Source organism: Paenibacillus sp. FSL R7-0652 (genome assembly GCF_038595045.1).
Lineage (GTDB): Bacteria > Bacillota > Bacilli > Paenibacillales > Paenibacillaceae > Paenibacillus.
On the sequence record NZ_CP152001.1, the window covers coordinates 6108193 to 6130681 of the forward strand.

Sequence of the window (22489 nt, forward strand, 5' to 3'; positions counted from 1 at the left end):
TATCCCCGGATATCTTTGAAATGTTTTCAAGGATGATATCCGGTGATAAAGGCGAACGCTTCGCTTCTTCAGGTTTTCTCTGTCCCCTCCGTTAACGTGTAAATTGTAATCTGTCTTTTAAAGCTCTCATTCACTGAGCTCCAACACTTCACACCAAATACTCAATCAAAATCGTTTTGTCCGCCTGCTGCAGCGGGATGCTCAGTCGATCACCATTCTTCAGTTCAACGCCTGAGCCTGCATCCACCGCACGACCGGATTTCTCCAGCGTACCTCCTGCCGTATTGCGGATGATCAATCGGTCTCCACTGCCAGGAGTAAATATATATTTCTCGGTTTCCTTCAATTCAGGGTCAAGCTGCAGCAGTTGATGCAGGTGGAACTTGCCCCGGAAGGATGCCAGCTTTTTGTATTGCGGATAGGACTTGTCTCCGGTATTCTCATCACGAATCTCCACGATAATCTGACCGACAAAGCCGCGGTTTTTACGTTTCAGCCAGCCCATGAGGAACCAGCCGCACGCCGCTACCACGATCAGGGCGATCACACCCAGAATGACAGGCATCCAAGGGAATGGCTTGTCATTGGCATTCGCCGGTGTTGTCGGCTGTGCCTGACTTCCGCCTGTTCCCCCTGCGTTGATAACGATGGGTTCACTTTCACGGTAGAAGCTGTCTTCCTCCGCACGAATGACCAGTTCGTAATTGTGATTGTCTGGCACTTCGAACGTTCCCGCAAAACCGGAGCCGGTATTGTTAAGCGGCTGTTCCTCGGTTTTGCCGGTGTCCTTGTCATTCACAACCAGCGTCGCTTTCATATCAGCGTAGAGGTCTTTGTCCTGGAGCGGCTTACCGCCATTTTCCAGCCTCGCCGTCAGATCGATTTTATCGCCTTTCGTATAGGACTTGGTCTTAATTGGGTCCGCAACGAGTTGAAGATCATAGTTAAACAGCAGGTTGATATCAATGCTGTCCTTTGGAGCTCCTTTGACCCGAAGCTTCCAGTCGCCCTCCTGCGGTTTCAGCAGCTTCACGAGGGAGTAACTTTTGGATGTGGACAGCTTGGCTGCATTGGAATTCAGATTCACGTCTTTGCCCGAAGGGTCGGTTAACTGCAGCTGGACCGGCTTCGAGGACATGATGGAAATATTAGCTTCCAGCACGCTGTCATTCGGTACGTTCACGGTAACTTCCTGATAACTGCCGTTTCCGGTTACAGAAGGCAGTTTCACCACATTGAGCTTGGCATGATCGGCGAAGATTTCACTTAGAATCTGCGGCAGATCATCCGGTGTGTCGGTAATAAACGACTTGCCTGCTGTTTGTTTGGCGAGGTCTGCAAGTGCACTTTTATTCAGTTTGCCGTCGGCGTTCAGTCCAATCGTGTAGACCGGAATGCCTTTGGCCTGTGCATCCTTCACGGCTTTCGCCAGATCAGCATCCGACTCGGCCTGGGTGCGTCCTTTGCTTTTGTTGAAATCATTGTTGCCATCCGCAAGCAGCACGATCATCGGTGAGTGGGATGGGTCGGCACCATGGCTCAAAATATTCATGGCCTCCGCGACACCCACGGAAATATCAGTGTATGGGCCTCTGCCCAGCTGGTCAATGAAGTCTTTCAGATTGCTCTTGTCTGCATCTGACTGAATCTCCAGCATCGCCTTTTCGCGTTCCACCTGATCGGTGTAAGCAACGATCCCTACTTTATCGCCAACCGTTGGCAGCATATCTATAAACATTTTCATGGCTTCGTTACTGATCTTGTCACGATCACTTGTATTCATCGAGTTGCTGACATCAGCTACAAGCACCGCGTCAATTCCACTTGTCTGTGCCTGAGCAGCCTCCGCTTGGGGAAGCAGTGCCGAAGGCAGCAGCAGGGTTAGTAAGGTCAGCAGAACCAGGATTCCGCTGAGCCAGCGTTTTTTGTGTATCCGCAGCATGGGCTGTACTCCTTCACGTTTGAGATTAAAATGCGAATAGTTTATTATAGGCGTCAAGCCTTAAGGAAATCTTAACAGTCTTCTAATAAAATCTGAAAAGCACCCCTATTCTGAGTTACAATTTTGTAATGTTTGACAAAAATCGACGTTTTTAGGGCTTCCGCCGCAAATATTATACCAACTATGGAAATATGATATAGTTATTGCCAGCAAACTGCAATATAACAGTGCTTGATTCCCAAGCCTTAGAAAGGGACGGATTATGGTTACATACGTATGCCTCGCCATATTGTTTCTTTTTGTCTTCATCAAGGTTATTTCATTTCAGCTGCATCGCCGAAAGCCGGTTACTCGAGAAGATACAGACCGCACCTTGTACAATATTTTGAATGGCGGACGTGATGGAGCATGAGCACCAAAAAAGTGGTATCCATAAGGCCGTTTAAGCGAACGACCTATGCCTTCGAAAAGCTGCGCATTTGCAAGCGATGTGGACAGTATACCTGCCTCTGGGAAAATCAGTGCACCTCCTGCGGACGCAGGACACTTGTCTCTGTAGAGGAGAAAGCTGCTTCCCGGGTGAAACGCCGGATGGTGCGTGATGTTTTCTTCGTTATGCTTCTCGGCGCAGCAGCTGTATATTTCGGCGAAACGCTGGATCAATCCATGATCGCAGCATCGGTGTCGCTGCTGCTGCTCGGCGGTATGACCTTCATGCAGCAGCGTTCGTTTCCGGTCGAACAGCGGCGCGAGATGAGACGTATGCTTCGGCTGGACGAAGAAGCAATCCGCCAGGGCGTCAATCGAAACTGGGCCCTCGTCGCTGAAGCGCGAAAAGAAGACGAGGCGACTGCCTATGAGATGCTGCGTGAGATCGGCTCCCTGGTCTATAACGACCGGATTCGACTGCAGCAGGTAGCGCTCCTGCAATCCTTTGTCCTGCGGAGCGACATGGACCTGCAGCTGAAACCACTCCTGCTCGATAACTTCGAGCGGCTGCTCGCCGATTATATCGGTGAGGTTGCCCGGCTGAAGCCGGAATTGATCCGCGAAGACGCGATACGTTATATCGCAACATATGAGGTTCATATTTTACAGCTGCATAACGGTATTCAGATCCTAACTGCCGTTGCCGCCGCTGCTGTGCGTAAAAGCAAATATATCCAACTGTTTCCCAGTCTGATCACCCGCTATGCCCGCTTCATGCCCAAAGACCGGTTCATGCGCCTCTATCACACGATCGAGCGTTATCCAGCCAAAGCACGTGGAGGGCTCGCCGAGTCTGTCGGCCGGGTCTACAATGAGAAGTATCGGGATCAGTACGCCGATGTTCATAGATAACCGTGAGCAGCAGGGATAGTCGGAGATATGTGAGATATCTCAGCGTGATTGCCCACTTTACAGAGTGATAAGTAAAATAATGCAAATCAGCTCCCTATATATAGACGAACCTTACACTGTGCCCCCCTGCATCTTACTCAAGCCGCTTGTGATGTCGTGCCATCCTTAATCATATAAGTTTTATTCAGAAAACACCCCGTCCTTAGGTCTAGGATGAGGTGTTTTGTCGTATGGATTCACGCCGTGAGGCTGGAGCGAAATTCATCGTGTAGATGAGTCCATATGAAGTTGGATGTAAAAAAGGGCCGCGACGTGGTTCCGTCGCGACCCTTGGTTCGAGGGTTCGGTACAATTACGTACCCGAATCCTCTCGGTATGACCCATGCGGCATTCGCAGCTGCATGGTTGTTGTGTCATGGCGCAAGATGCGGCTGCGTCGCCGCCTGCGCCCATTGCACTACCGTCCGCGGCGAGAATCGCGGCGGTCGCCCCTGCTCGGACCGCGTCCTGCGGCGTCCGAACGGCCAGAACCAGCACCGCCGCGCCCAGCGGTGCGCTTGTCTGCGCTGCGGCCAGCCCAGCCGCCGCTGCTGCGCTCTTCGCCGCGGCCTGCACCCCCGCGGCCGCCTTGGCTTGTGCCGCGGCTGCTGCTGCGTGCCGATCCACGGCCAGCGCTGCGCTCATCCCCGCTGCGGCCGCCACTACGCCCACCGCTGCGTCCGCCTTCGCCGCTGCGTGAACCACGACCGCCACGTCCACCTTCCCGGCGGTCGTTACGCCCTGCACCGCGACGGGCACTGCCAGTCCCGGCAGTGCGACCGCCGCGCTCATCATTGCCCTCGCTATTAATTACGCGGCGAGCAGCTCCTGTAGAAGCGACTGGCCCTTCGCTTGTCCATTGGATGCGGTTAAGCTTCTGATTCGTGCCTTCCTCGATCCGAGCAAGTTCCGGTCTATCGTGCTGCGTTGCAAACGTCACAGCAAGACCCGTTCCACCTGCTCGGCCTGTACGACCGATACGGTGAATATAACTTTCCGCATCATGCGGAATGTCGTAGTTGAATACGTGAGTAACCCCTTCAACATCCAGTCCACGTGCTGCAACGTCTGTAGCTACAAGGATCTGCAGCTTCGCATCGCGGAATGCCTTCATAACATTTTCCCGCTTGGATTGGGACAAATCCCCGTGAAGCTCGTCACTTTCATACCCTGCTTCGCGCAGATCTTCGTTCAGCTTCGAAGCCCGGCGCTTCGTCCGGCAGAAAATAATCGCCAAATACGGGCGATACGTATCAATCATGCCGCGAAGTGCATCAAACTTGCCGCGGTCTATACATTCCAGCACCTGCTGGCGAATCTGATGAATCGGAATCACGGACTTGGAGGAAACTTTTACGTCCTCCGGGTCTTTCATATAGTTCTTCGCCAGCATACGAATGCCTTTAGGCATTGTAGCGGAAAACAGCATCGTTTGACGTTTATGCGGCAGTTCTTTCAGAATCGTCTCTACATCGTCCAGGAAGCCCATGTGCAGCATCTGGTCCGCTTCGTCCAGCACCAGTTTTTTCACATTATCGAGCTTCAATGTACCGCGGCGCAGGTGATCCAACAGGCGGCCTGGTGTCCCTACAACGATCTGTGTTCCATTCTGCAGCTTGCGCAGCTGCTTCTCTACATCCTGTCCACCGTAGACAGCAAGCACATGCAGCTTATCATCATTTGCTGTCAGTTTCTTCGCTTCTTCCGTAATCTGCAGCGCCAGCTCACGCGTGGGCGCGATGATCAGTGCCTGCGGGGAGCGGTCGGATACGTTAATTTTCTGAATAATCGGCAGCAAAAAAGCCAGCGTTTTCCCTGTGCCCGTCTGTGCCTCGGCAATGATATCACGTCCACCCAGCAGTACCGGAATTGAACGCTCCTGTACCGGAGTCGGCACGGCAATGCCCTGATGTTTCAGCACCTCGCACCATTCCGGGCGAATACCTAATTGTTCGAAATTTGCCAATCGTTACACCTCTGTATATTCATTTAGATAAGTTCATTTCATAGAAGACCTCAGCTGCCGGAAAATGCAAATGAGCATCTCCGCCTGAACTTGAATGAGTCTATGTCTGTGTTTGAGTTCTGCATACGAGGGAAGTCCACACTAGTTTTCCTGAATTCAACTCTGATTATGAAATGAATTTTTAAAAAGCAATCATTCCTTGCTCTTCTTCTCCATACCCTGTAGTTTACACGTTCATCCAGTAAAACAAAAGCGAAACTGAACTGTCACGCCAACTTACAGCATAAATGTATCGTAATAATAAGACATCTAGGAAATGAATATGCTAATCGTTAAGAACGTTAAGGGTTCAAATACGTCTAACTATGAACAGCCTTCTGATGATTGCTGGCGCTCACAGATGCAAAAAAAAGCGGCTCCCCCGGCATACACCTTAAAGAAACCGCTCCATATGAAAATGTCCAGCGTTAACTAATTTACGCGCTATGCCCGCCCGTACCGGAAACCTTATATCCGCTGCGTTCCAACAGACGGGAGCTTTCTTCGTTCAACCCACGCAGGTGAACGGTTTTGCCGAACTTCGCATATTTGAATTTTACTTTGCCAATCGCCACGACCGCGGTGTTGTCCCAGATATGTGAGCCGCCAAAGTCAATGGTGATGTCCTGCGGATCGGCTTCCGCATCGAATTTATCCACGAAGTGAGAAGAAGAACCAAAGAAGAACGGTCCGTGTACATGATACACTTTCTGTCCCTGCTCTATGCTGGTTTCTACGCGAATCTTGGTCTGTTTCCAGCCGAAATGCAGTATGCTGAGCACGACACCCACCATCACACCAAGTGACAGGTCATGCGTGTAAACCACGATCGCTACCGTTACGACCATAACAATCGCCTCTGCACGTGGTACGCGGGCGATATTTTTAACAGAACTCCAGTCAAACGTACCAATACACACCATAAACATCACGCCGACCAACGCACCCATCGGAACCTGCTTTACCACCCCGCTCAGCAGCAGCAGCAAAATGGCAAGGAACGCTCCTGCTGTAAATGTCGACAGCCTGCCGCGTCCGCCTGACTTCACATTAATGACAGACTGTCCGATCATCGCACAGCCACCCATACCTCCGAAAAGACCGTTCACAAAGTTTGCAATCCCCTGACCACGCACCTCACGGTTTTTGCTGCTTTTGGTCTCGGTCATCTCATCAACGATGGTCGCGGTCAACAAGGATTCCAGCAAACCGACAAGTGCCATCGTAAACGAATACGGCAGCAGGATCATCAGTGTATCCCATGTCCACGCAATATTGGGCAGATGGAACATCGGCAGCGTACTCGTCAGATTACCCATCTCACCTACCGTTTTGACATCCAGATGAAAGACCGCTGTAATAATGGTCATGATGATAATCGCCACAAGCGGAGCAGGAGCACCTTTGAAAAAACGCGGCAAAATATAGATGATTGCCAGTGTACCCGCCACCATCACATACATGATCCAGTTTGCTCCCGTAAAGTGAGTTAACTGAGCCATAAAGATCAGAATCGCAAGTGCATTCACGAATCCGGTTAATACCGAATGAGGCACAAACGTAATAAATCGCCCCACTTTGAATATGCCTAAAATAAATTGAATAATGCCTGTCAAAATGGTCGCCGCAAAAAGATACTCCACGCCGTAATCCTTGACAAGCCCCACCATTAATACGGCCATAGCTCCTGTTGCTGCCGAGATCATGCCCGGTCTGCCGCCTGCAATCGAAATGACGATGGCGATCGTAATCGACGCGTACAATCCGACCATCGGATCAACACCGGCAATAATGGAGAACGCAATAGCCTCCGGAATGAGTGCCAGCGCTACTGTAATGCCTGCGAGCACGTCTCCTCGAATGTTACCAAACCACTGCTGTTTTAACGTATTCATATATTCCTGCTTTGCCTCCTAGATGTGTCCCTCAATTAACGATCCTACTGAGGCAATAACGGAAGACGTACATATCCGATCAAATCCCCTGAAATCCATAGTTAGCGAGAAGCAGATGGCCAGAAATAACACAAAGTAACGGATAAGTATCCGTAGAAAATACTGCTGTGCGTGCTGACAATTCACCTGCGATATGAACATGCCCGGAGGCATATCCTGCCATAAGCTTTTCTTTAAGCTTTTCCAATCTACTTATCCTGGGTCCATGATGATTCAATTCAGTAATAGGGCTCGAACGTCGTTTCAAAACCATCATGTCATTGCCGTTCCAGTATGTACAACCTGTTCCGCTATGCATTCAGTTGTCTTTCCTGCTTACAGCATCTCAATCATCTGGTCTCAATTCTCGATGAGACGAGCTTGACGAATCGATGTCTAATTGGTTTTCCCCTCTCAGAAAAACCGGGTCCGTTAATCTACTGACCTATTATTATAGTACAGAAATACGTATATACGAACACGGTAATAGCGTAAAAACAGAATCTTATCTCCTATTATCTTCATCTTTCTATATTTAACTCACTTTATCTCTACGGCACATAAAATTAGCATTCCGCCTTATCCTGATACTTCAAAATAAAGCAGGCTGCCAGCTGCAGAAAGTGTTAGAGTCCTTTTCCGGCTCTTTAAGGATTTAAGCGCAAAAAAAACGCAGGGAGTCTTTCATGGAAAGATCCTCGCGTTGAATATTTATAATCTATGACGTTAGATCGTACAACTGCACGTCTTCTGTGAACCTGCCAGATTTAAAACCTGCCAGACTTGAATATGGAATACAGCAGGAACGCCACCATGAGGATCGCCACGAGAAAACCAATCTCAATCACCGGAATATCCCACAGCATCGTGGATTGATGACTAATAGATGATCCGATAATAAGTCCAACCATGATGATACAGAATGCGAGCAGCACAATGCTGAACGACAAACGATTGCTGATTTGGTCCAGTCTGCGCATAAGCGACTCTAATTCGGGTACGCTGATCTCCAGCCGCAGTTTGCCTTTGCTGATGATCGAGGACAGCTGCCGCAGCTGCCCGGGCAGCCCGATAACACTTTCTGCCATGTCTGCCGCACTGCGAAACAGCCGATTTTTGATGCGGCCCGCGCTAAAACGCTCCTTCAACAGCTTCCTTCCGAATGGCTCCGCCATATCGACAATACTCAAGGTCGGATCGAGATGTTCGATGACCCCCTCCATCGTCAGCAGTGATTTGCCCATCAGCAAAATATCCGCGGGCATGACAACTCTATGTTTCTGCGCAATGCCAAACAGATCATTGAGCGCCTGCCCTACACTGATTTTGGAAAAAGGAATATCGTAATACTTCGTTCGAAGTTTGTCCAAATCCACATGAAGCGCACGCGCATCCATGTCATCCGGCATCATGCCCAGCTTCTCAATGGCGCGAATCATGCTGTCCGTATCCTTACGCATCAACCCGATAATAAGTGACGCAAGCTGCTGCCTCATCTCATCACTCAGGCTGCCCACCATGCCGAAGTCAATGAACGCCAGTCGTCCGTCCTTGAGCACCATCAGATTACCCGGATGCGGGTCGGCGTGAAAAAAGCCATGCATAAAAATCTGATTCAGCAGGGCATCCACGAGCCGCTCGGCGATATTGTTCAAATCATGGCCGCGCTTTACAAGTTCATCCCGATCGTTCAGCTTGATGCCTTCGATATATTCCATAGTCAGTACACGTGATGAAGTCTGATCCCAATAGATCACCGGAATCTTCACTTTGCTGTCCTGCTGGTACTGCTGTGCAATCTTCTCCGTATTACGGCCTTCTACGGTATAATCCAGTTCTGCCATCAGGGCCTGAGCATACTCTTCCACCATCTGCGGAATCTGGTACTGCTTCACCCATTCCCAGCGCTTCTCTGCCATAGCAGTCAGTTCCCGCAGGATATCCAGGTCGCGCTGCACAATCCGCGATATACCCGGACGCTGGATCTTGACCGCCACCGCCTCTCCGCTCTGAAGTTTGCCCAGATGCACTTGGCCAATACTGGCCGCGGCCACCGGGGTATCCTCGAACCGGGAAAAGATCTCCTCCAGCGGTGTATCCAATTCCTGTTCCAAAATACCCCGCGCTGTCTCGGACGAAAACGGCGGAACCTGATCCTGCAGTTTCACCAACTCACGAATAACCGATTCAGGTAACAGATCTGCCCTTGTGCTTGCAAGTTGCCCCAGCTTCACAAAAGCCGGCCCCAGCTCCTGCAGCACCAGTCTGATCCGTTCACTCAGCGTCTTGGTTGGCTGCGCTTCACGCGACATCCACCGTCTGGGAAGAGCGAGCATCTGGAATAATCCCAGCTCCTCGACCATATACCCGAAGCCATGACGCACCAGCGCCATGGCAATCTCCCGGTATCTGCCGACATGTTTGATCCGCAAAGCCATCTATTCGATCTCGTTTCCTTTGAGAGGAGGGGAATCTTCAGATGGAGCCGGGGATTCATCAAGTTGAAGCTGCGGTGTCTGGTTCAGCTCGGCCAGCTTTTTTTCCAAAACAGCCACACGCTGCTCCAGACCAGTCACGTCACTTTCGGAGGCCACACCGGCTTCCTGAAGCACACGCTTGACCTGCTCCTGAATAATACGTTTCAGCTGGCCCTGCTCCTCCTCACCACGCTCCAGCAATCGTTCAACAAACGCTTTGGATTCTCCGGGCGCAAGCTTTCCGCGTTCCACCAGATCATCCACGGTTTTCTCAATCTTTTCCTTGCTGACTACCGTAAGACCAAGCCCTAACGAGAACGCCTTCTTGAACAAATCGCTCATCTTATTCATCCTCCTCTTTGTTGTCTATATATTACACCCCTTAAGCCTCGACATGCAAAAAGGAGAGCATCCTTACACGTATCGCGCTGCCCATTTACCTGCCTGCAGCACCAATCGACGATACGTTTCATTCGCAAAGGATGGTACAGAATGCCCAGGCATCAAGTATACGATTCTGCCCAGTCCATATTTATGTGCCCATGCTGCCGGCTTCGGTCCTTCTTTGGACTGGTATTCCAGCAGAATTTTAGTCTCGGTAAACGATCCGAATTCAAATTCATAGGGCTCGTCCTCCATTGTAAAACCTGTAATGCCTTCCGTTACCGGATGATTTTCTTCCGTCACCGTAAACTCTAGCGATGCATACGGCGGATGGTGAAGAAATTTAGCCCCGATCATCTGTTTGATCTCATTTCGATTCTGAAGCGAGATTCCGTTATGTAAGATGACCAATCCACCACCGTTGCTCACATAAGACAGCAGACCTGCTGTCTGCTGAGGGGAGACTTTCCCTCTCCAATCGTCCACGTATGAGATACATACATCAAATCCGGAAATATTCTCATGAAGCAGCATATTGCGATTTTCACTGCACTGAACGGTAATCGTATCTTGAAAGATCCGGCTGATCTCCGCGTCCACGCCCTGAAGCGGGTGCCAATCCGGATGTGTGTAATCTCCAATTAATAATGCTTTTTTGCGATGATCCATCATCATCATCTCCTTTCATGTCGTCCTGTTGTCGTCATTCGTCTGCATGCTTCATTATCGAATAAATTAATCATACATCATCATCTAATAAATTAACCATGCATCGTCAAATCGACTACCTGTAATACCTCTTCTCAGCTTCTTATACAGGGATTCTACGAATATATATTGAAATCAAAACACCTTAGCTGTTCTACCCTGTTCAGCGGGATATGAATTGGATCCGAATACTCCCTAGTATAGCCTCATTATTGTTTGGCATATCCACGTCATCTGTATCCAGTATTGTATTCACCAGTCTCTTTTCGCGCAGGATGCTCCATCCCTACACATTCCACACGCTTCACTAAAAACCTTTAATCTCTCCGTCGAATACCCAACTTCACGACCAAAGTCTCAGGAGGTCCAAGCTGGATTAGAGCCTACTGCGTATTGCCAAAATATCCATACGAGGGGCCTAAAAAAACATATGAGGCATGAACAAGCACACGAAGACCTATGAAGATATACGAATACATGCAAGACATTTATACCGCATTTTCACAAGATGACTCAACTCAGTATTCTGACTGGAGTCCTATTACATTTTTCATACTTGCAGCAAAGTTTCTCCAAGCTTTGTTCGCATCACTGCTCTCATTGTAAAGGAGCAGCACAACATAACTATCGCTGGTTCTGCTCCATACTGTCACCTAAGATAGGTGCTTCACTTGATTTAAACCCGCTGTTGACGATAAAGTCTGCAGTGCTCCACCCATCTCTGTGCGGCAGCAGGATATGAACCAAGGTGCACATGTGTGTATCCAGCCACAATACTGCCCGCCGCATACCCTTCCTGCTTCACCCCTCGAAGCCCATTCGTTTCGTAAGCATATTGAATCCGTTCTTCTTCGCGATACGTCATCGTGGAGTAATGAAATTCATGCCCCCGAAGCACTTCACCCTGTTTCAGCAAAAAGGAATCCTGAACCGCACTCGCCTCCCGATATCCCAGTGCGGCTCGTTTTTTCTGCATCTGTACCTGCGCAGGAATAATCCCTGCCATAGTATACGTTTTCCCTTCACGGTCAGTCAGCGTTTCGCCAAGCACCATGTAGCCGCCGCACTCCGCAAACAGCGGCATCCGGGAACGGGCTGCTTCGCGCAGCCCATTCAAGAAATGTTCATTTTCGGCAATCACCGCCGCAAACTCCTCAGGAAAACCACCACCGAGATATATGCTGTCTGCCTCCATCGGAATACCTTCGCCAGCGAGCGGGCTGAAGAAGTGCAGCCTTGCTCCCGCCGCTTCGAGCAGTTCCAGATTGTCGGGATAATAGAAGTTAAATGCCGCATCACGAGCTACAGCAATAACAGGCTGATACGTATCTGGCTTGCCGTGAATGTGGGGAACTGTCGGGTGGGACACATGCTCGGTGTCGTTCACACTGGCTGTGTGGGCAGTGCTGCCGATATCGGCAGCATTGGCTGCAATAACTGCTTGGGTAATAACGCTATTACGAGCAGTCTCAGCAGTAATGGCTGGATCGTTGGAGGCTGCATGAGTTGTGCCAGCTGTGCTGCTGCACTGCAGCGGGAGCGGGGGAGCACTTGCTGCCAGTTCCAGCAGAAGATCCAGATTCGTTCCTTCCAGCATCATCTCGGCTGCCCGCTGGAATAAAGGCTCCAGTTCTCCGCGTTCGATCGCGGGGACGAGTCCGAGATGTCTCTCGGGGATAAACAAGTCTTCATCCCGCTTTAGCCAGCCAGCAACCGGAATGCCGCACATTTGCTCAATGGCTTTTTTCACAATCGTATAATGCCCCGCGCTTCCGCACCGGTTAACAATCACAGCAGCAATGTTCAATTCCGGCTCCAGCTGCTGAAATCCCAGCACGATCGCCGCCGCACTGCGCGCCATACTGCGTACATCGACCACCAGAATTACAGGTGTTTGCGTAACCATTGCGATCTCTGCGGTAGAACCTGTGCTGCTGAGCGGGTCTTTGCCATCATACAGACCCATCACACCTTCAATAATGGAGATATCATGTCCAGCTGCCCTTTTCTCAAACGTCTCCCTCACATATGCAGGTGAAGTCATCCATGCGTCCAGATTACGTGAAGCTCGACCGGTCACTGCCGTATGATACGTTGGATCAATATAATCCGGACCGCATTTGAACCCCTGAACGCTCAATCCGCGCTGGGCAAATGCCTTCATTAAACCTAGCGTTACAGTTGTTTTCCCTGCACCACTACCTGTGCCCGCGATAATCAGCCGAGGTGCACTTTGGTTATTGGACGTCGCTGTTATGGTTTCGTTATTAGATTTCATTGGTAAGGCTCCATTATTTGATTTCATTGGTAAGGCTTCATTATTGGATACGGTGGTCCTTACATTTTTTGAGTTCATCATACATCCCGCCTTTGCTTTACATATAACAAATAGACCATCCCATATCGATTCCAACGGCTGGGACGGTCATGTTCATGAGGTGATAGCAGCTGCTTTTTTGTGCGTGAACGCATCAAGATAAACGATAGCTTTGATCTGCTTGAAGAGACTGGATGGTCTTGTTAGACGTGACTCTGTTTCTAAACATTTCTAACGACCTCAGATGACGCTATTTGCCCCAAAATGGGGAAACTCTACATTCTAACGATCACCACAGACGTTATTTGACCATTTTGCGGAGAATATAGCTGAGATTTGAGCTTTTTGCTCTATATAACGTCTCTCAGGATCGTTAGCATTTAAATGTGTGCTTTTTTCGCCAAATAAGGTCGCTGGTGATCGTTAGAGTTGGAACATCAACAACATAAGGTCATACTCTGTCATAAACGTATGCAAACTTAATGATAGGCCGCAGTGCTCGCCAGTGTTTCCCCAAAACACATTCGTGCTTATTGGGGATGCACACGATCGAAGACACGTTAATGCTAGTTTTTCAAACGAAATGCTTGTCGGTCACACAAAAGCTAGTTGGTCACACGAAATGCTTTTCAATCACACAAATCGAGCTTAATCAAACGCAGCCCGGGCGACAGAAATCGTCAGGTTGCCGCTCTTTTTCTTTTCAAGCAGCCAATGATCAGCTCCCGAAGAAAGCAGCGCCGCCGGTTCACTTACGCCATAGGCTCCGGTGTATTTAAATACTGTCTCGGACGGATTAGCAAGCTGCACCGTATTCAGTTCCGCCGGAGTATAGGTTACGAGTTCCCAGCCGTGCTTAGCGCATAAGGCCAGCAGGCCTTCCTCATCTTTTTTTAGATCAATCGTAGCCACGTTGCGCACGCTCTTCACAGACAGGGACAGCTCTTCCAATGTGGCAAGCACTTCCTGCTCCAACTCTTCCATCGCCGTACCGCGATTACATCCCATGCCGAGCACGAGGCTCTTCGGACGGTACAGCACACCGTTGGTTAGAAAACGTTCCTCTTCCGCCGCCGAAAGCAAACGGTCACTGACTACCAGTGCAGCGTTAAACGCAAACGATTCCGTCTCCTCCATACTGCGGAAGACCCGAATATGATCAGGTACAGGTTTGTTATAACGCCACCAATTGCGTTCGCCTGTCTCCTGAATCAGTGCCACCGGCTCTTCATTGACCACCGCCGCACTTACAGGAGTTGCTTTATCAAAGCTGTCCACGATCCAGCCCAGCTCACGGCCAAACATATCCACCGGAATTGTACCCTGCACGTCCGAAGCTGTTGTAATAACAGCACGCGCACCAAGAACTTCCGCCACTTGTCGCGTGAGTTCGTTGGCACCGCCAAGGTGACCGGACAGCACGCTAATGACGTTCTCGCCGCGGTCATCGATGACCAGAACGGCAGGATCCACTTTTTTGTCCACCAGCAGCGGAGCAATCATGCGTACAACGGCGCCCAAAGAGATAAACAGAATGATGCCGTTATAACGTTTGAACAGGTCGGGCAGAATCAGCTTCACCGAGCCTTCAAACAGCGTATATCCAAGCTGCTCCTCGTCGCCACGGGCGAATTTGCTCATATAATAAACGTCCGTACCCTGAAACTGTCCTTCCAGGTTACGCACCATCTCCACGCCATGCTTCGTAATCGCTACAGCAGCAAACGGATTACTCACCGGACTTCACTCCCTTGCGATAGCCGTGGGTGAAGGATTTGTCATACAGTTTCGAACGGTGAGCATCCCGGTTCACCAGATCAGGATCAAGTGCCCAGCCTGCCAGAATCATGGCATGCATCGTGATGCCTGCGGCACGCAGATCAGCAGCCAGATTAGCCAGCGTGGTGCGCACAATTTTCTGGTCCGGCCATGTTGCCCGCTGCACTACTGCCACCGGTGTATCCTCGCTCCAGCCTGCGGCAAGGAATTCCACGACGACTTTCTTCGCCAATGTCGCACTCAAGAAGAGTGCAACCGTACAGTGATGGGATGCCAAATCGCGAAGCTTTTCCCGTTCAGGCACAGGTGTGCGTCCTTCCGCACGTGTCAGGATAACGGTCTGTGTCAGTTCAGGTACAGTCAGTTCCGCTCCCAGCGCCGCTGCCGAAGCAAATACAGAGCTAACGCCCGGAATAATCTCGTAATCCACACCCTGCTGCTTGAGCAGCACCATTTGTTCCAAAATGGCACCATACATCGCCGGATCACCCGTATGTACACGTGCTACGCTTCGTCCTGCCCGGACTGCGGTGCACATCAGCTCGACCTGCTGTTCCAAATCCATGCCCGAGCTTTGCAGCACCTCGGCTTCGGGTTTGGCTGTCGCAATCAGTTCATCATTCACGAGGGAATCCGTGTACAGGACGAGGTCGGCATTTTTCAGAATATTCGAGCCCTTTACCGTAATCAGCTCGGGGTCTCCCGGGCCTGCACCAACAATGTACACTTTCGGTTCTAATGTCTTCATTTGCTCACCACCATCAGGCTTAAATATTCCAGCTCCTGCCCTTTCAGTTCACGGGCGTCACGCCAGACCAATTCATAAGGGGAAGTGACTTTGGTAACCACCGAAGCTTTGCCCCCAAGTCCCATCTCGTCCAGCAGCTCCAGCATCGGGTCCAATACCTTCGCTACTTTAATAAACACAATCGTATCGTGATGCTCAATCGCCTGCCGCATCGCTTCTTTGTCCGCCGTCGCCGGAATAATGCCGACCTGCTCGTCGCCATCTGCCAGATGAATATCGAGTGCAGCCGCCGCACCAAGAACGGAGGATATGCCCGGAATCGAGCTGATCGGAACTTCAGGATGCAGTTCACGCATGAGGCGTGCAAGGTGGATAAATGTACTGTATAAGTTCGGATCACCTTCTGTCACAAACGCTACATCTTTGCCTTCCTTTAAAGCTTCCCAGCATGCTTCCACGGTTTTGCCCCATTCCCGTTCAAGCACAACCGGGTCTTTGGTCATCGGAAAGATCAGCCCCAGCATCTCTTTCTCCTCTGGATTCACATATAATTCCACGATCTCGTGGGCATAGGATTTACCGCCTTTGCGTTTCTTCGGGTAGGCGACCACCGGGCATTCGCGAATCATCCGGTATGCTTTGACCGTAATCAGCTCCGGGTCTCCCGGCCCGACGCCAACGCCATACAGTGTGCCAATCGTTTTGCCCGCTTGCGATGGTTCTGGCAAAGCCGATGGTGACACCTCTCCGGCAGTCGTTTTCACAGTTGTGCTTACAGCTGCGTCCCCTCCGGCTGCAGTCACCGTCTCGCCTGCTGCTGCACTTGCTGCAGCACTTTCCGAATCGGTTCCTGTGAAACTTGATGCGTCACTTGTGATATTTCCTGTTGTTGTGCTAATGCGGTTCTCCCCCTTTTTCTTTCCCTGTCGAGCTACTCTGCTCCGTTTACCGTTTCCGCTTCTCCTGCAGCTGTATATTGTCCTGTAATAACATAGATTGGATTCAGTCCGTCAAAACGGGTCATGTTCAGGATCGGCTTGCTCCGCGCCGTCTGCAGCAAGGTCACGGAGGCGTCCATGCCTGCATCGCGCATCGCCTTCATGCTGTCATGCAGCGTTTCGATGGTCGCTGCATTCACCACGATGCGTCCCTCAGGGCGCAGGCGGGACGCACATAGGGCGATCAGCTGCGCGAGTTCACCGCCGCTGCCGCCAATGAACACCGCATCGGGATCCGGCAGTTCGTCCAGCCCCGCTGGTGCTTTGGCATGAAGGACGGTAAAATCCGTCCGGAATTTGATGCGGTTGGCCTCGATGTTCACGAGGTCACCTTCGTTCTTTTCGATGGCGAAGACCTGCCCCCGCGGCGCCAGCCGGGTGCACTCCACCGCCACCGAACCTGAGCCTGCGCCGATATCCCACACGATGCTGTCCTCGCCCAGGTTCAGCTCGGATAAGCTGAACGCGCGGACTTCACGCTTGGTGATGAGGCCCTTTTCGGGTTTGCGCTGATGGAATTCCTCATCGGCAAACCCGAAGCCTTTGCGCGGCGCCGGTGCATCCTTGCGGCGCAGCAAAATGACGACGTTCAGCGGGCTGCACTCAGCCGCTGCCAGCTCGTCCAGGGTGTAATGGCGGGCACGCTCATCTGCCGCGCCCAGGTTTTCTGCAGCGTAGGCATCATACTCGGTCATGCCGAACTGCTGCAGGTATGCCCCGATCGCAGCGGGGCTGTTATGCTCGTCCGTGAGCAGCGCGATTTTGGCTTTGCCATCGATGCGCTGGGCGAGGCCTTTGAGCGGGCGGCCGTGCACGCTTTCGAGCACGGCGTCATGCCAGCTCTCGCCAAGCCTTGCGAACGCCAGCTGCAGCGAACTGAGATTAGGCCGGATGTCCAGCTGATCCGGGCCGAGTTTACGTGCGAAATACCCGGCGATGCCGTAAAACAGCGGGTCTCCCGAGGCAAGCACAACGATGTTGTGCGAGTCCCGCAGCGCTTTTATTTTCATAACGAGGTCGTTCAAACTGCTCTTAATCACCAGCTTCTCTCCCGCAAACGCCGGGAAAAATTGCAGCAGGCGCTCGCCTCCTACCAGCACATCTGCCTCCTGAATGAGATTCAGGCTGTCTGCCGTAAGTCCGGCTGCACCCTCTTCGCCCACGCCAATAATGCGGATGTTACGATTCTTTGCTCCAGTTGTTGTGTTCGAGTTCACTGATTTCCGCCCTCCCCAGTTCCATTCCTTTCATAGTGACAAGCACCACTTCCACCGTTACGCCGCCGCCCGCATGTTCCAAACAGTGCTGACAGGCGTACAGGCATAACTTCTCAAAATAAGGCAAGTATCCCGCTTCGGTCATCATATCCGCCACCTGAGTCGCCGTGTTGGCTTCCTCGATCGCTTGCGCCAGTTCATCGCCAGCCCCGGTCTCGCGAGCCACGGACGCAAGAAATCCAAAATCCACCGGCGCACTTTTGGAATGCACCATCATGACCCCTTGCGCGACTTTGGCAAATTTACCCGGCATCCCGACCAGACTGATGCGTTTCATGCCGAGCCGTTTCCCGTGTTTGATCGCAAAGCCAACAAAGTCACCCATTTGAATAAAGGCTTCCTCCGGCAGTTCAGGCATCATTTTCATGGCATACTTCTCACTGCTGCCGCCTGTTGTCAGCACAATGTGCTGACACCCCGAAGCCTGCGCAACGGAAATGGCCTGCACCACACTGGCTTTGTATGCCGAAGTAGAGAACGGAACGACCACGCCTCGTGTGCCCAAAATGGAGATGCCTCCAAGAATGCCAAGCCGTGCATTGAGCGTTTTCTTCGCAATCTCTTCGCCGTCCGGTACGCTGATCACCACCCGCACCCCTCTGGCAGTACCATGTTCAGTCAGGACCTGAGTCACCGCTTCGGTAATCATACGGCGCGGCACGGGATTGATCGCCGCTTCGCCTACAGGCACGGGAAGACCGGGCTTCGTGACGCGACCCACACCGATGCCTCCATCCAGCTCCACCCCCGGCTCGTCCTTCCAGGACACATGTGCGATGATCTTCGCCAAATGGGTAGCGTCCGGGTCGTCCCCGGCATCTTTGATCGTGGCACAGGTTGCCGTGCCGTCCGCCATCAGTCCCTGCTCGATCAGCTCGAACGAGTGGTCAAAGCCGGCGGGCAAGGAAACCACGGCTTGCACAGGGATATGTCCCGTTAACAGGAGCTGCGTTGCTCCTTTAGCAACCGCTGTCGCACACGCCCCCGTCGTAAAGCCGGAACGCATCGGTTTGTCGGGGTCTGGTACTTCTCCGCTTTTCATGCGCTTCTTTTCCATGGCTTTGAACCTCCCGTCCTTTGATTTGCTTGTTTGTTCGTGCGCTTATATTTACTGATGGTTCATGTTGATTGTTGATTATGGATTGATGGTTAGTCTTGTATGAATTGTTGGTTAATCAATTTCTCGGTGTACTCAGCAAATATGACGCTAGTAACTGGGCGCTAACCATTGGAAATTATTAGAAGTTGCTGGACTAGACCTATACCTACTAATGGCACGCACGCAAACCATCTCAGTTACATAAGATCCGCCCATGCCACAAGTACGCGCTAACGATCACAGATGACGTTATTTGGACTAATTTGACCTCGCTGGATTTCTAACGATCTCAGGAGACGCTATTTCACCAATAATGGGTCATTTTCGGCACTTCTGGACGAGTTTCAGCCAAATAACGTCCCTCAGGATCGTTACAATTTCAAAAGGCTGATTTTACGCAAAATAAGCTTCCTGGTGATCGTTAGAAGTTGCTGGACTTTAACAGATTCGGACATAGCCCTTCGTGAAGACTATTCCAGTTCTCATTAGGATTCGGCACGGCTCGCTAACCAGACTTAAATCAGATCAGTTAGATTTCTTTCGACCTCACTGGTCGATCGAGGCAAACCTCCTTATTACTCCCACACAGATCTATGCCTTCACAGCCATCAACGAGATCGCGTTAAGGGCAGCCACAACGATTGTACTGCCGCCTTTGCGGCCGATGTTGGTGATGAACGGAATGTCCAGCTTGCGCAGCTCGTCCTTCGACTCGGCAGCGGATACAAAACCTACCGGCATGCCGATAATCAGCCCTGGCTTGGCCTCGCCCTCTTTAACAAGACGAATCAGCTCCAGCAGCGCGGTGGGTGCGTTACCGATGGCGTAGATGCCCCCCTCATACATTTGGGTTGCTTTGCGCGTCGAGATGATGGCACGAGTGGTGTTGAGACGTTTCGCCTCTTCCATCACGTCCGGGTCGGAAATATGCACATGCACATCGCCGCCAAATCCGCGAATACGGTCCTTGCTCACACCCGCCTGAATCATCTGCACGTCAGCAATAACCGATTGGCCTGCGCGCAGCGCGGTGATACCTGCCTGGATCGCGTCAGGGTGAAATACCATGCTGCGGCCCAGCTCGAAATCAGCCGAAGCGTGAATGACACGCTGTACGACTGGGTACTGCTCATCGGTAAACGGGTGCTCGCCCAGTTCCTCCGTAATCATTTCAAAACTTTTACCCTCAATCTCCTGCGGCTGCACGGTCAGCGGTTTAAACTCCGTTTTGAAGTCCATCGACTCAATCACTCCTTGTCAAATATTGATTTGAAACACGGCCTGAAATAAATTACGAAACGAACATTACATCCGAGTCTGCTGCTTTCTATCAGGCACTTCAAAGCTGCACTATTCAAATTAGGCCTATCGGAGAAATGACTGCCTCAGCATCTCGTTCAGCTCGTTTAGTATACCGTCATAGTGATCAAATACCGTGCCAAACTCCGCCTCTGGACGTGAGATCAGCACAACATGAATCCCCAGTTCCAGTGCAGACTGGATTTTCTCGTCCACGGCCCCGGTTTTGCCGCTTTCCTTGGTAACCATCACCGTTGCTGCATAGTGCTTGTACAGTGCTTCGTTCATTTCTCGGGAAAAGGGTCCCTGCATCGCAATAATATTGCGCTGCTCTACGCCCAGCTCAGCGCATTTCTCCATATTGTCGAGACGGGGGAGCATGCGTGCAACAAGTCGTATATCCGGATCACCGAGCAGGTGCTTGGTGAAGATTTGCAGCGTTTTGCTGCCTGTTGTCAGCATCACGGAACCTTTCAGCTCTTTGGCTTTGAGCGCTGCTTCATCATAAGATGACACGACATGCAGTAGTTCATGGTCATCGTAAACAAGCCCGGTTCGTTCGTAACGAATGTAAGGGATGCCCGCCTGTTTCGCGGCTTCCATAGCATTCGCATGTGCTTCTTCGGCAAAAGGATGACTTGCATCCACAAAGACAGAGGTGTTTTTTTCACGGATCAGCTGCACCATCGCCTCTACCGTCAATCGGCCTGTCCGCACAGACAGTCCGGCTTCTTCCAGACTTTGGGCCGCGCTATCCGTCACAACGGAGGTTAATACGTCATAGCCCTGCTGCCGGATTTGAAGCGCAAGTTCCCGTGCATCACTGGTGCCGCACAACATGAAAATCATGAATGCTTCACCTGCTCTGAAGCCGCTGCGGCCTGTGCGTGAACAGAGGACGTATCTGGCTGTACATGAACGGGCTCCTGCGCTGCCCGCTGCCCGCTGTTCCGGTTGACCTCACGCTCGTGATGTGTGTGGTGCATCTCTCCATCATGGTCATGATGGAAATCAAGCGATGCCTCATGGTGGACGGAACCCTGTTCTGCATGCTCATGTTCGTGGTCGTGACTATGGTCATGGTTGTGATGAGTATGCTCATCATGACTGTGGACATGTTGATCTTCGTGGTGGTGATCGTGATCATGATGGTGATGATCATGTTCATCGTGGTCATGCCCATGGTCGTGGTCGTGATGGTGATGATGGTGTTTGGCCGCTTCAAGTCGGAATTGGCAGTTGTCGCAGTTCGCTGCCACACGCCCGTACAATCCCTCGTGAGCACGCTCCAGCACAAGCTCGACCAACTTTGGATGGAAACCGAAATAACCACCAATTTCGACCTGAATGTCTGGATGTGCAGCTGCAAATTCAGCCGTCATCTCGTCAATGCGTTTAATCAGCACACCGGTAAAGAGGAAGTACGGCATGACAATAATTTTTTTCGCACCAAGCAGCAGGCAGCGCTCCAAGCCATCCGGGAAAGAAGGCTGGGTAACCCCGATAAAACTGCTTTCCGCCCATCTATACGGAAGCTTCTCCCACAGCATACGGGTCATTTTGAAAAAGTCACTGTTCGCATCCGGGTCACTGCTCCCCCGTCCCAACACAAGCACGGCTGTCTCTTCATCCGTTACGCTCAACGCAGCAGGCGGAGCGGCTACTGCAGCTGCTGTATCTGTTTCACCTTCACCTTGAGCTGCAGCCCGCACAGGCTGTGCCTCCTGCAGGCGAGTTTGCATAATCTGCACCACTTTTTCATGTACGCCAATCGGGCGTCCGTATATAAACTGCACCTGAGGATAACGTGCTTTGGCACGGTCAATGGCATTCGGAATGTCAATCTTGGCATGACCGGCTGCAAACAAAATGATCGGCACCAGTACAACACGCGTCGCACCTCTGTCTACACAAGCTGTCACACCATCAGCAATACTCGGTCTCGTTAACTCCAGAAAACAGGTCTCCACCAGCGTGTTCTCTGGTGCCTGCTCGGCAACCCCACGCGCAAACTCCTTTAACTCACGGTTTCCCTCAGGATCACGGCTCCCGTGTCCCACCAACAAAATGGCATCCATCTTCTTATCTCCTCCGCTGTCCGATCCACAGATCAGATTTTTCATGTAACCATCATCTATCAAC

At 51.3% G+C, this 22489-nt stretch carries 17 protein-coding genes; 1 reads left to right on the forward strand and 16 read right to left on the reverse strand.

Features of this window, described 5'->3' with window-relative positions; all coding sequences use genetic code 11:
- Window positions 1-148: 148 nt before the first annotated feature.
- Window positions 149-1942, reverse strand: coding sequence for a vWA domain-containing protein (locus tag MKY97_RS26635; RefSeq protein ID WP_342553151.1), 1794 nt, complete (start codon window positions 1940-1942; stop codon window positions 149-151).
- 408 nt (window positions 1943-2350) lie between these two features.
- On the opposite strand from MKY97_RS26635, the gene MKY97_RS26640 reads away from it, so the two are divergent.
- Entirely contained in the window at window positions 2351-3283 is a 933-nt protein-coding gene (locus tag MKY97_RS26640; RefSeq protein ID WP_342553152.1) for a hypothetical protein, read from the forward strand.
- 457 nt (window positions 3284-3740) lie between these two features.
- On the opposite strand, the gene MKY97_RS26645 is transcribed toward MKY97_RS26640, so the two are convergent.
- The 15 genes from MKY97_RS26645 to MKY97_RS26715 form a co-directional block, all read right to left on the reverse strand.
- Window positions 3741-5288, reverse strand: a complete 1548-nt coding sequence (locus tag MKY97_RS26645; RefSeq protein WP_342553153.1) for a DEAD/DEAH box helicase — start codon at window positions 5286-5288, stop codon at window positions 3741-3743.
- Window positions 5289-5764: 476 nt separating this feature from the next.
- The gene (locus MKY97_RS26650) at window positions 5765-7222 is read right to left on the reverse strand and encodes a SulP family inorganic anion transporter (RefSeq protein WP_342553154.1); all 1458 of its coding nucleotides are present in this window, start codon (window positions 7220-7222) and stop codon (window positions 5765-5767) included.
- Window positions 7223-7301: 79 nt separating this feature from the next.
- Window positions 7302-7469, reverse strand: coding sequence for a hypothetical protein (locus MKY97_RS26655; protein ID WP_342553155.1), 168 nt, complete (start codon window positions 7467-7469; stop codon window positions 7302-7304).
- Window positions 7470-8028: 559 nt separating this feature from the next.
- Window positions 8029-9699, reverse strand: a complete 1671-nt coding sequence (locus MKY97_RS26660; RefSeq protein WP_342553156.1) for an AarF/ABC1/UbiB kinase family protein — start codon at window positions 9697-9699, stop codon at window positions 8029-8031.
- Window positions 9700-10080, reverse strand: coding sequence for a phasin family protein (locus MKY97_RS26665; protein WP_342553157.1), 381 nt, complete (start codon window positions 10078-10080; stop codon window positions 9700-9702).
- A gap of 72 nt (window positions 10081-10152) precedes the next feature.
- Window positions 10153-10791 carry a ThuA domain-containing protein gene (locus MKY97_RS26670; RefSeq protein ID WP_342556463.1) on the reverse strand — a complete coding sequence of 213 codons (639 nt, stop codon included), beginning with the start codon at window positions 10789-10791 and terminating at the stop codon, window positions 10153-10155.
- A gap of 715 nt (window positions 10792-11506) precedes the next feature.
- On the reverse strand, window positions 11507-13108 hold the full coding sequence (locus tag MKY97_RS26675) for a cobyrinate a,c-diamide synthase (RefSeq protein WP_342553158.1): 1602 nt from the start codon (window positions 13106-13108) through the stop codon (window positions 11507-11509).
- 687 nt (window positions 13109-13795) lie between these two features.
- The gene (locus MKY97_RS26680; RefSeq protein ID WP_342553159.1) at window positions 13796-14884 is read right to left on the reverse strand and encodes a cobalamin biosynthesis protein; all 1089 of its coding nucleotides are present in this window, start codon (window positions 14882-14884) and stop codon (window positions 13796-13798) included.
- Window positions 14877-15674 (reverse strand): precorrin-4 C(11)-methyltransferase, encoded by a 798-nt coding sequence (cobM, locus tag MKY97_RS26685; protein ID WP_145404502.1) that lies wholly within the window; start codon window positions 15672-15674, stop codon window positions 14877-14879. Before cobM ends, MKY97_RS26680 begins: the two co-directional genes overlap by 8 nt.
- Window positions 15671-16372, reverse strand: coding sequence for a precorrin-2 C(20)-methyltransferase (gene cobI, locus MKY97_RS26690; RefSeq protein ID WP_342556464.1), 702 nt, complete (start codon window positions 16370-16372; stop codon window positions 15671-15673). Before cobI ends, cobM begins: the two co-directional genes overlap by 4 nt.
- Window positions 16373-16605: 233 nt before the next feature.
- Complete coding sequence (cbiE, locus tag MKY97_RS26695; protein WP_342553160.1) at window positions 16606-17889, reverse strand: precorrin-6y C5,15-methyltransferase (decarboxylating) subunit CbiE; 1284 nt, start codon at window positions 17887-17889, stop codon at window positions 16606-16608.
- Window positions 17852-19006 (reverse strand): cobalt-precorrin-5B (C(1))-methyltransferase, encoded by a 1155-nt coding sequence (locus MKY97_RS26700; RefSeq protein WP_342553161.1) that lies wholly within the window; start codon window positions 19004-19006, stop codon window positions 17852-17854. Before MKY97_RS26700 ends, cbiE begins: the two co-directional genes overlap by 38 nt.
- A gap of 633 nt (window positions 19007-19639) precedes the next feature.
- Window positions 19640-20287 (reverse strand): precorrin-8X methylmutase, encoded by a 648-nt coding sequence (locus MKY97_RS26705; RefSeq protein WP_342553162.1) that lies wholly within the window; start codon window positions 20285-20287, stop codon window positions 19640-19642.
- Between the two features lie 126 nt (window positions 20288-20413).
- On the reverse strand, window positions 20414-21196 hold the full coding sequence (gene cobK / locus MKY97_RS26710) for a precorrin-6A reductase (protein ID WP_342553163.1): 783 nt from the start codon (window positions 21194-21196) through the stop codon (window positions 20414-20416).
- Window positions 21193-22425 carry a sirohydrochlorin chelatase gene (locus MKY97_RS26715; RefSeq protein WP_342553164.1) on the reverse strand — a complete coding sequence of 411 codons (1233 nt, stop codon included), beginning with the start codon at window positions 22423-22425 and terminating at the stop codon, window positions 21193-21195. Before MKY97_RS26715 ends, cobK begins: the two co-directional genes overlap by 4 nt.
- Window positions 22426-22489: the final 64 nt, after the last annotated feature.

Coding starts and splice junctions, on each gene's coding strand:
- MKY97_RS26635 (WP_342553151.1), bottom strand. CDS start 1,942: ATGCTGCGGATACACAAAAAACGCTGGCTCAGCGGAATCCTGGTTCTG.
- MKY97_RS26640 (WP_342553152.1), top strand. CDS start 2,351: ATGAGCACCAAAAAAGTGGTATCCATAAGGCCGTTTAAGCGAACGACC.
- MKY97_RS26650 (WP_342553154.1), bottom strand. CDS start 7,222: ATGAATACGTTAAAACAGCAGTGGTTTGGTAACATTCGAGGAGACGTG.
- MKY97_RS26660 (WP_342553156.1), bottom strand. CDS start 9,699: ATGGCTTTGCGGATCAAACATGTCGGCAGATACCGGGAGATTGCCATG.
- MKY97_RS26665 (WP_342553157.1), bottom strand. CDS start 10,080: ATGAGCGATTTGTTCAAGAAGGCGTTCTCGTTAGGGCTTGGTCTTACG.
- MKY97_RS26670 (WP_342556463.1), bottom strand. CDS start 10,791: ATGGATCATCGCAAAAAAGCATTATTAATTGGAGATTACACACATCCG.
- MKY97_RS26675 (WP_342553158.1), bottom strand. CDS start 13,108: ATGAAATCTAATAACGAAACCATAACAGCGACGTCCAATAACCAAAGT.
- cobM (WP_145404502.1), bottom strand. CDS start 15,674: ATGAAGACATTAGAACCGAAAGTGTACATTGTTGGTGCAGGCCCGGGA.
- MKY97_RS26700 (WP_342553161.1), bottom strand. CDS start 19,006: ATGGAAAAGAAGCGCATGAAAAGCGGAGAAGTACCAGACCCCGACAAA.
- MKY97_RS26705 (WP_342553162.1), bottom strand. CDS start 20,287: ATGGACTTCAAAACGGAGTTTAAACCGCTGACCGTGCAGCCGCAGGAG.
- cobK (WP_342553163.1), bottom strand. CDS start 21,196: ATGATTTTCATGTTGTGCGGCACCAGTGATGCACGGGAACTTGCGCTT.
- MKY97_RS26715 (WP_342553164.1), bottom strand. CDS start 22,425: ATGGATGCCATTTTGTTGGTGGGACACGGGAGCCGTGATCCTGAGGGA.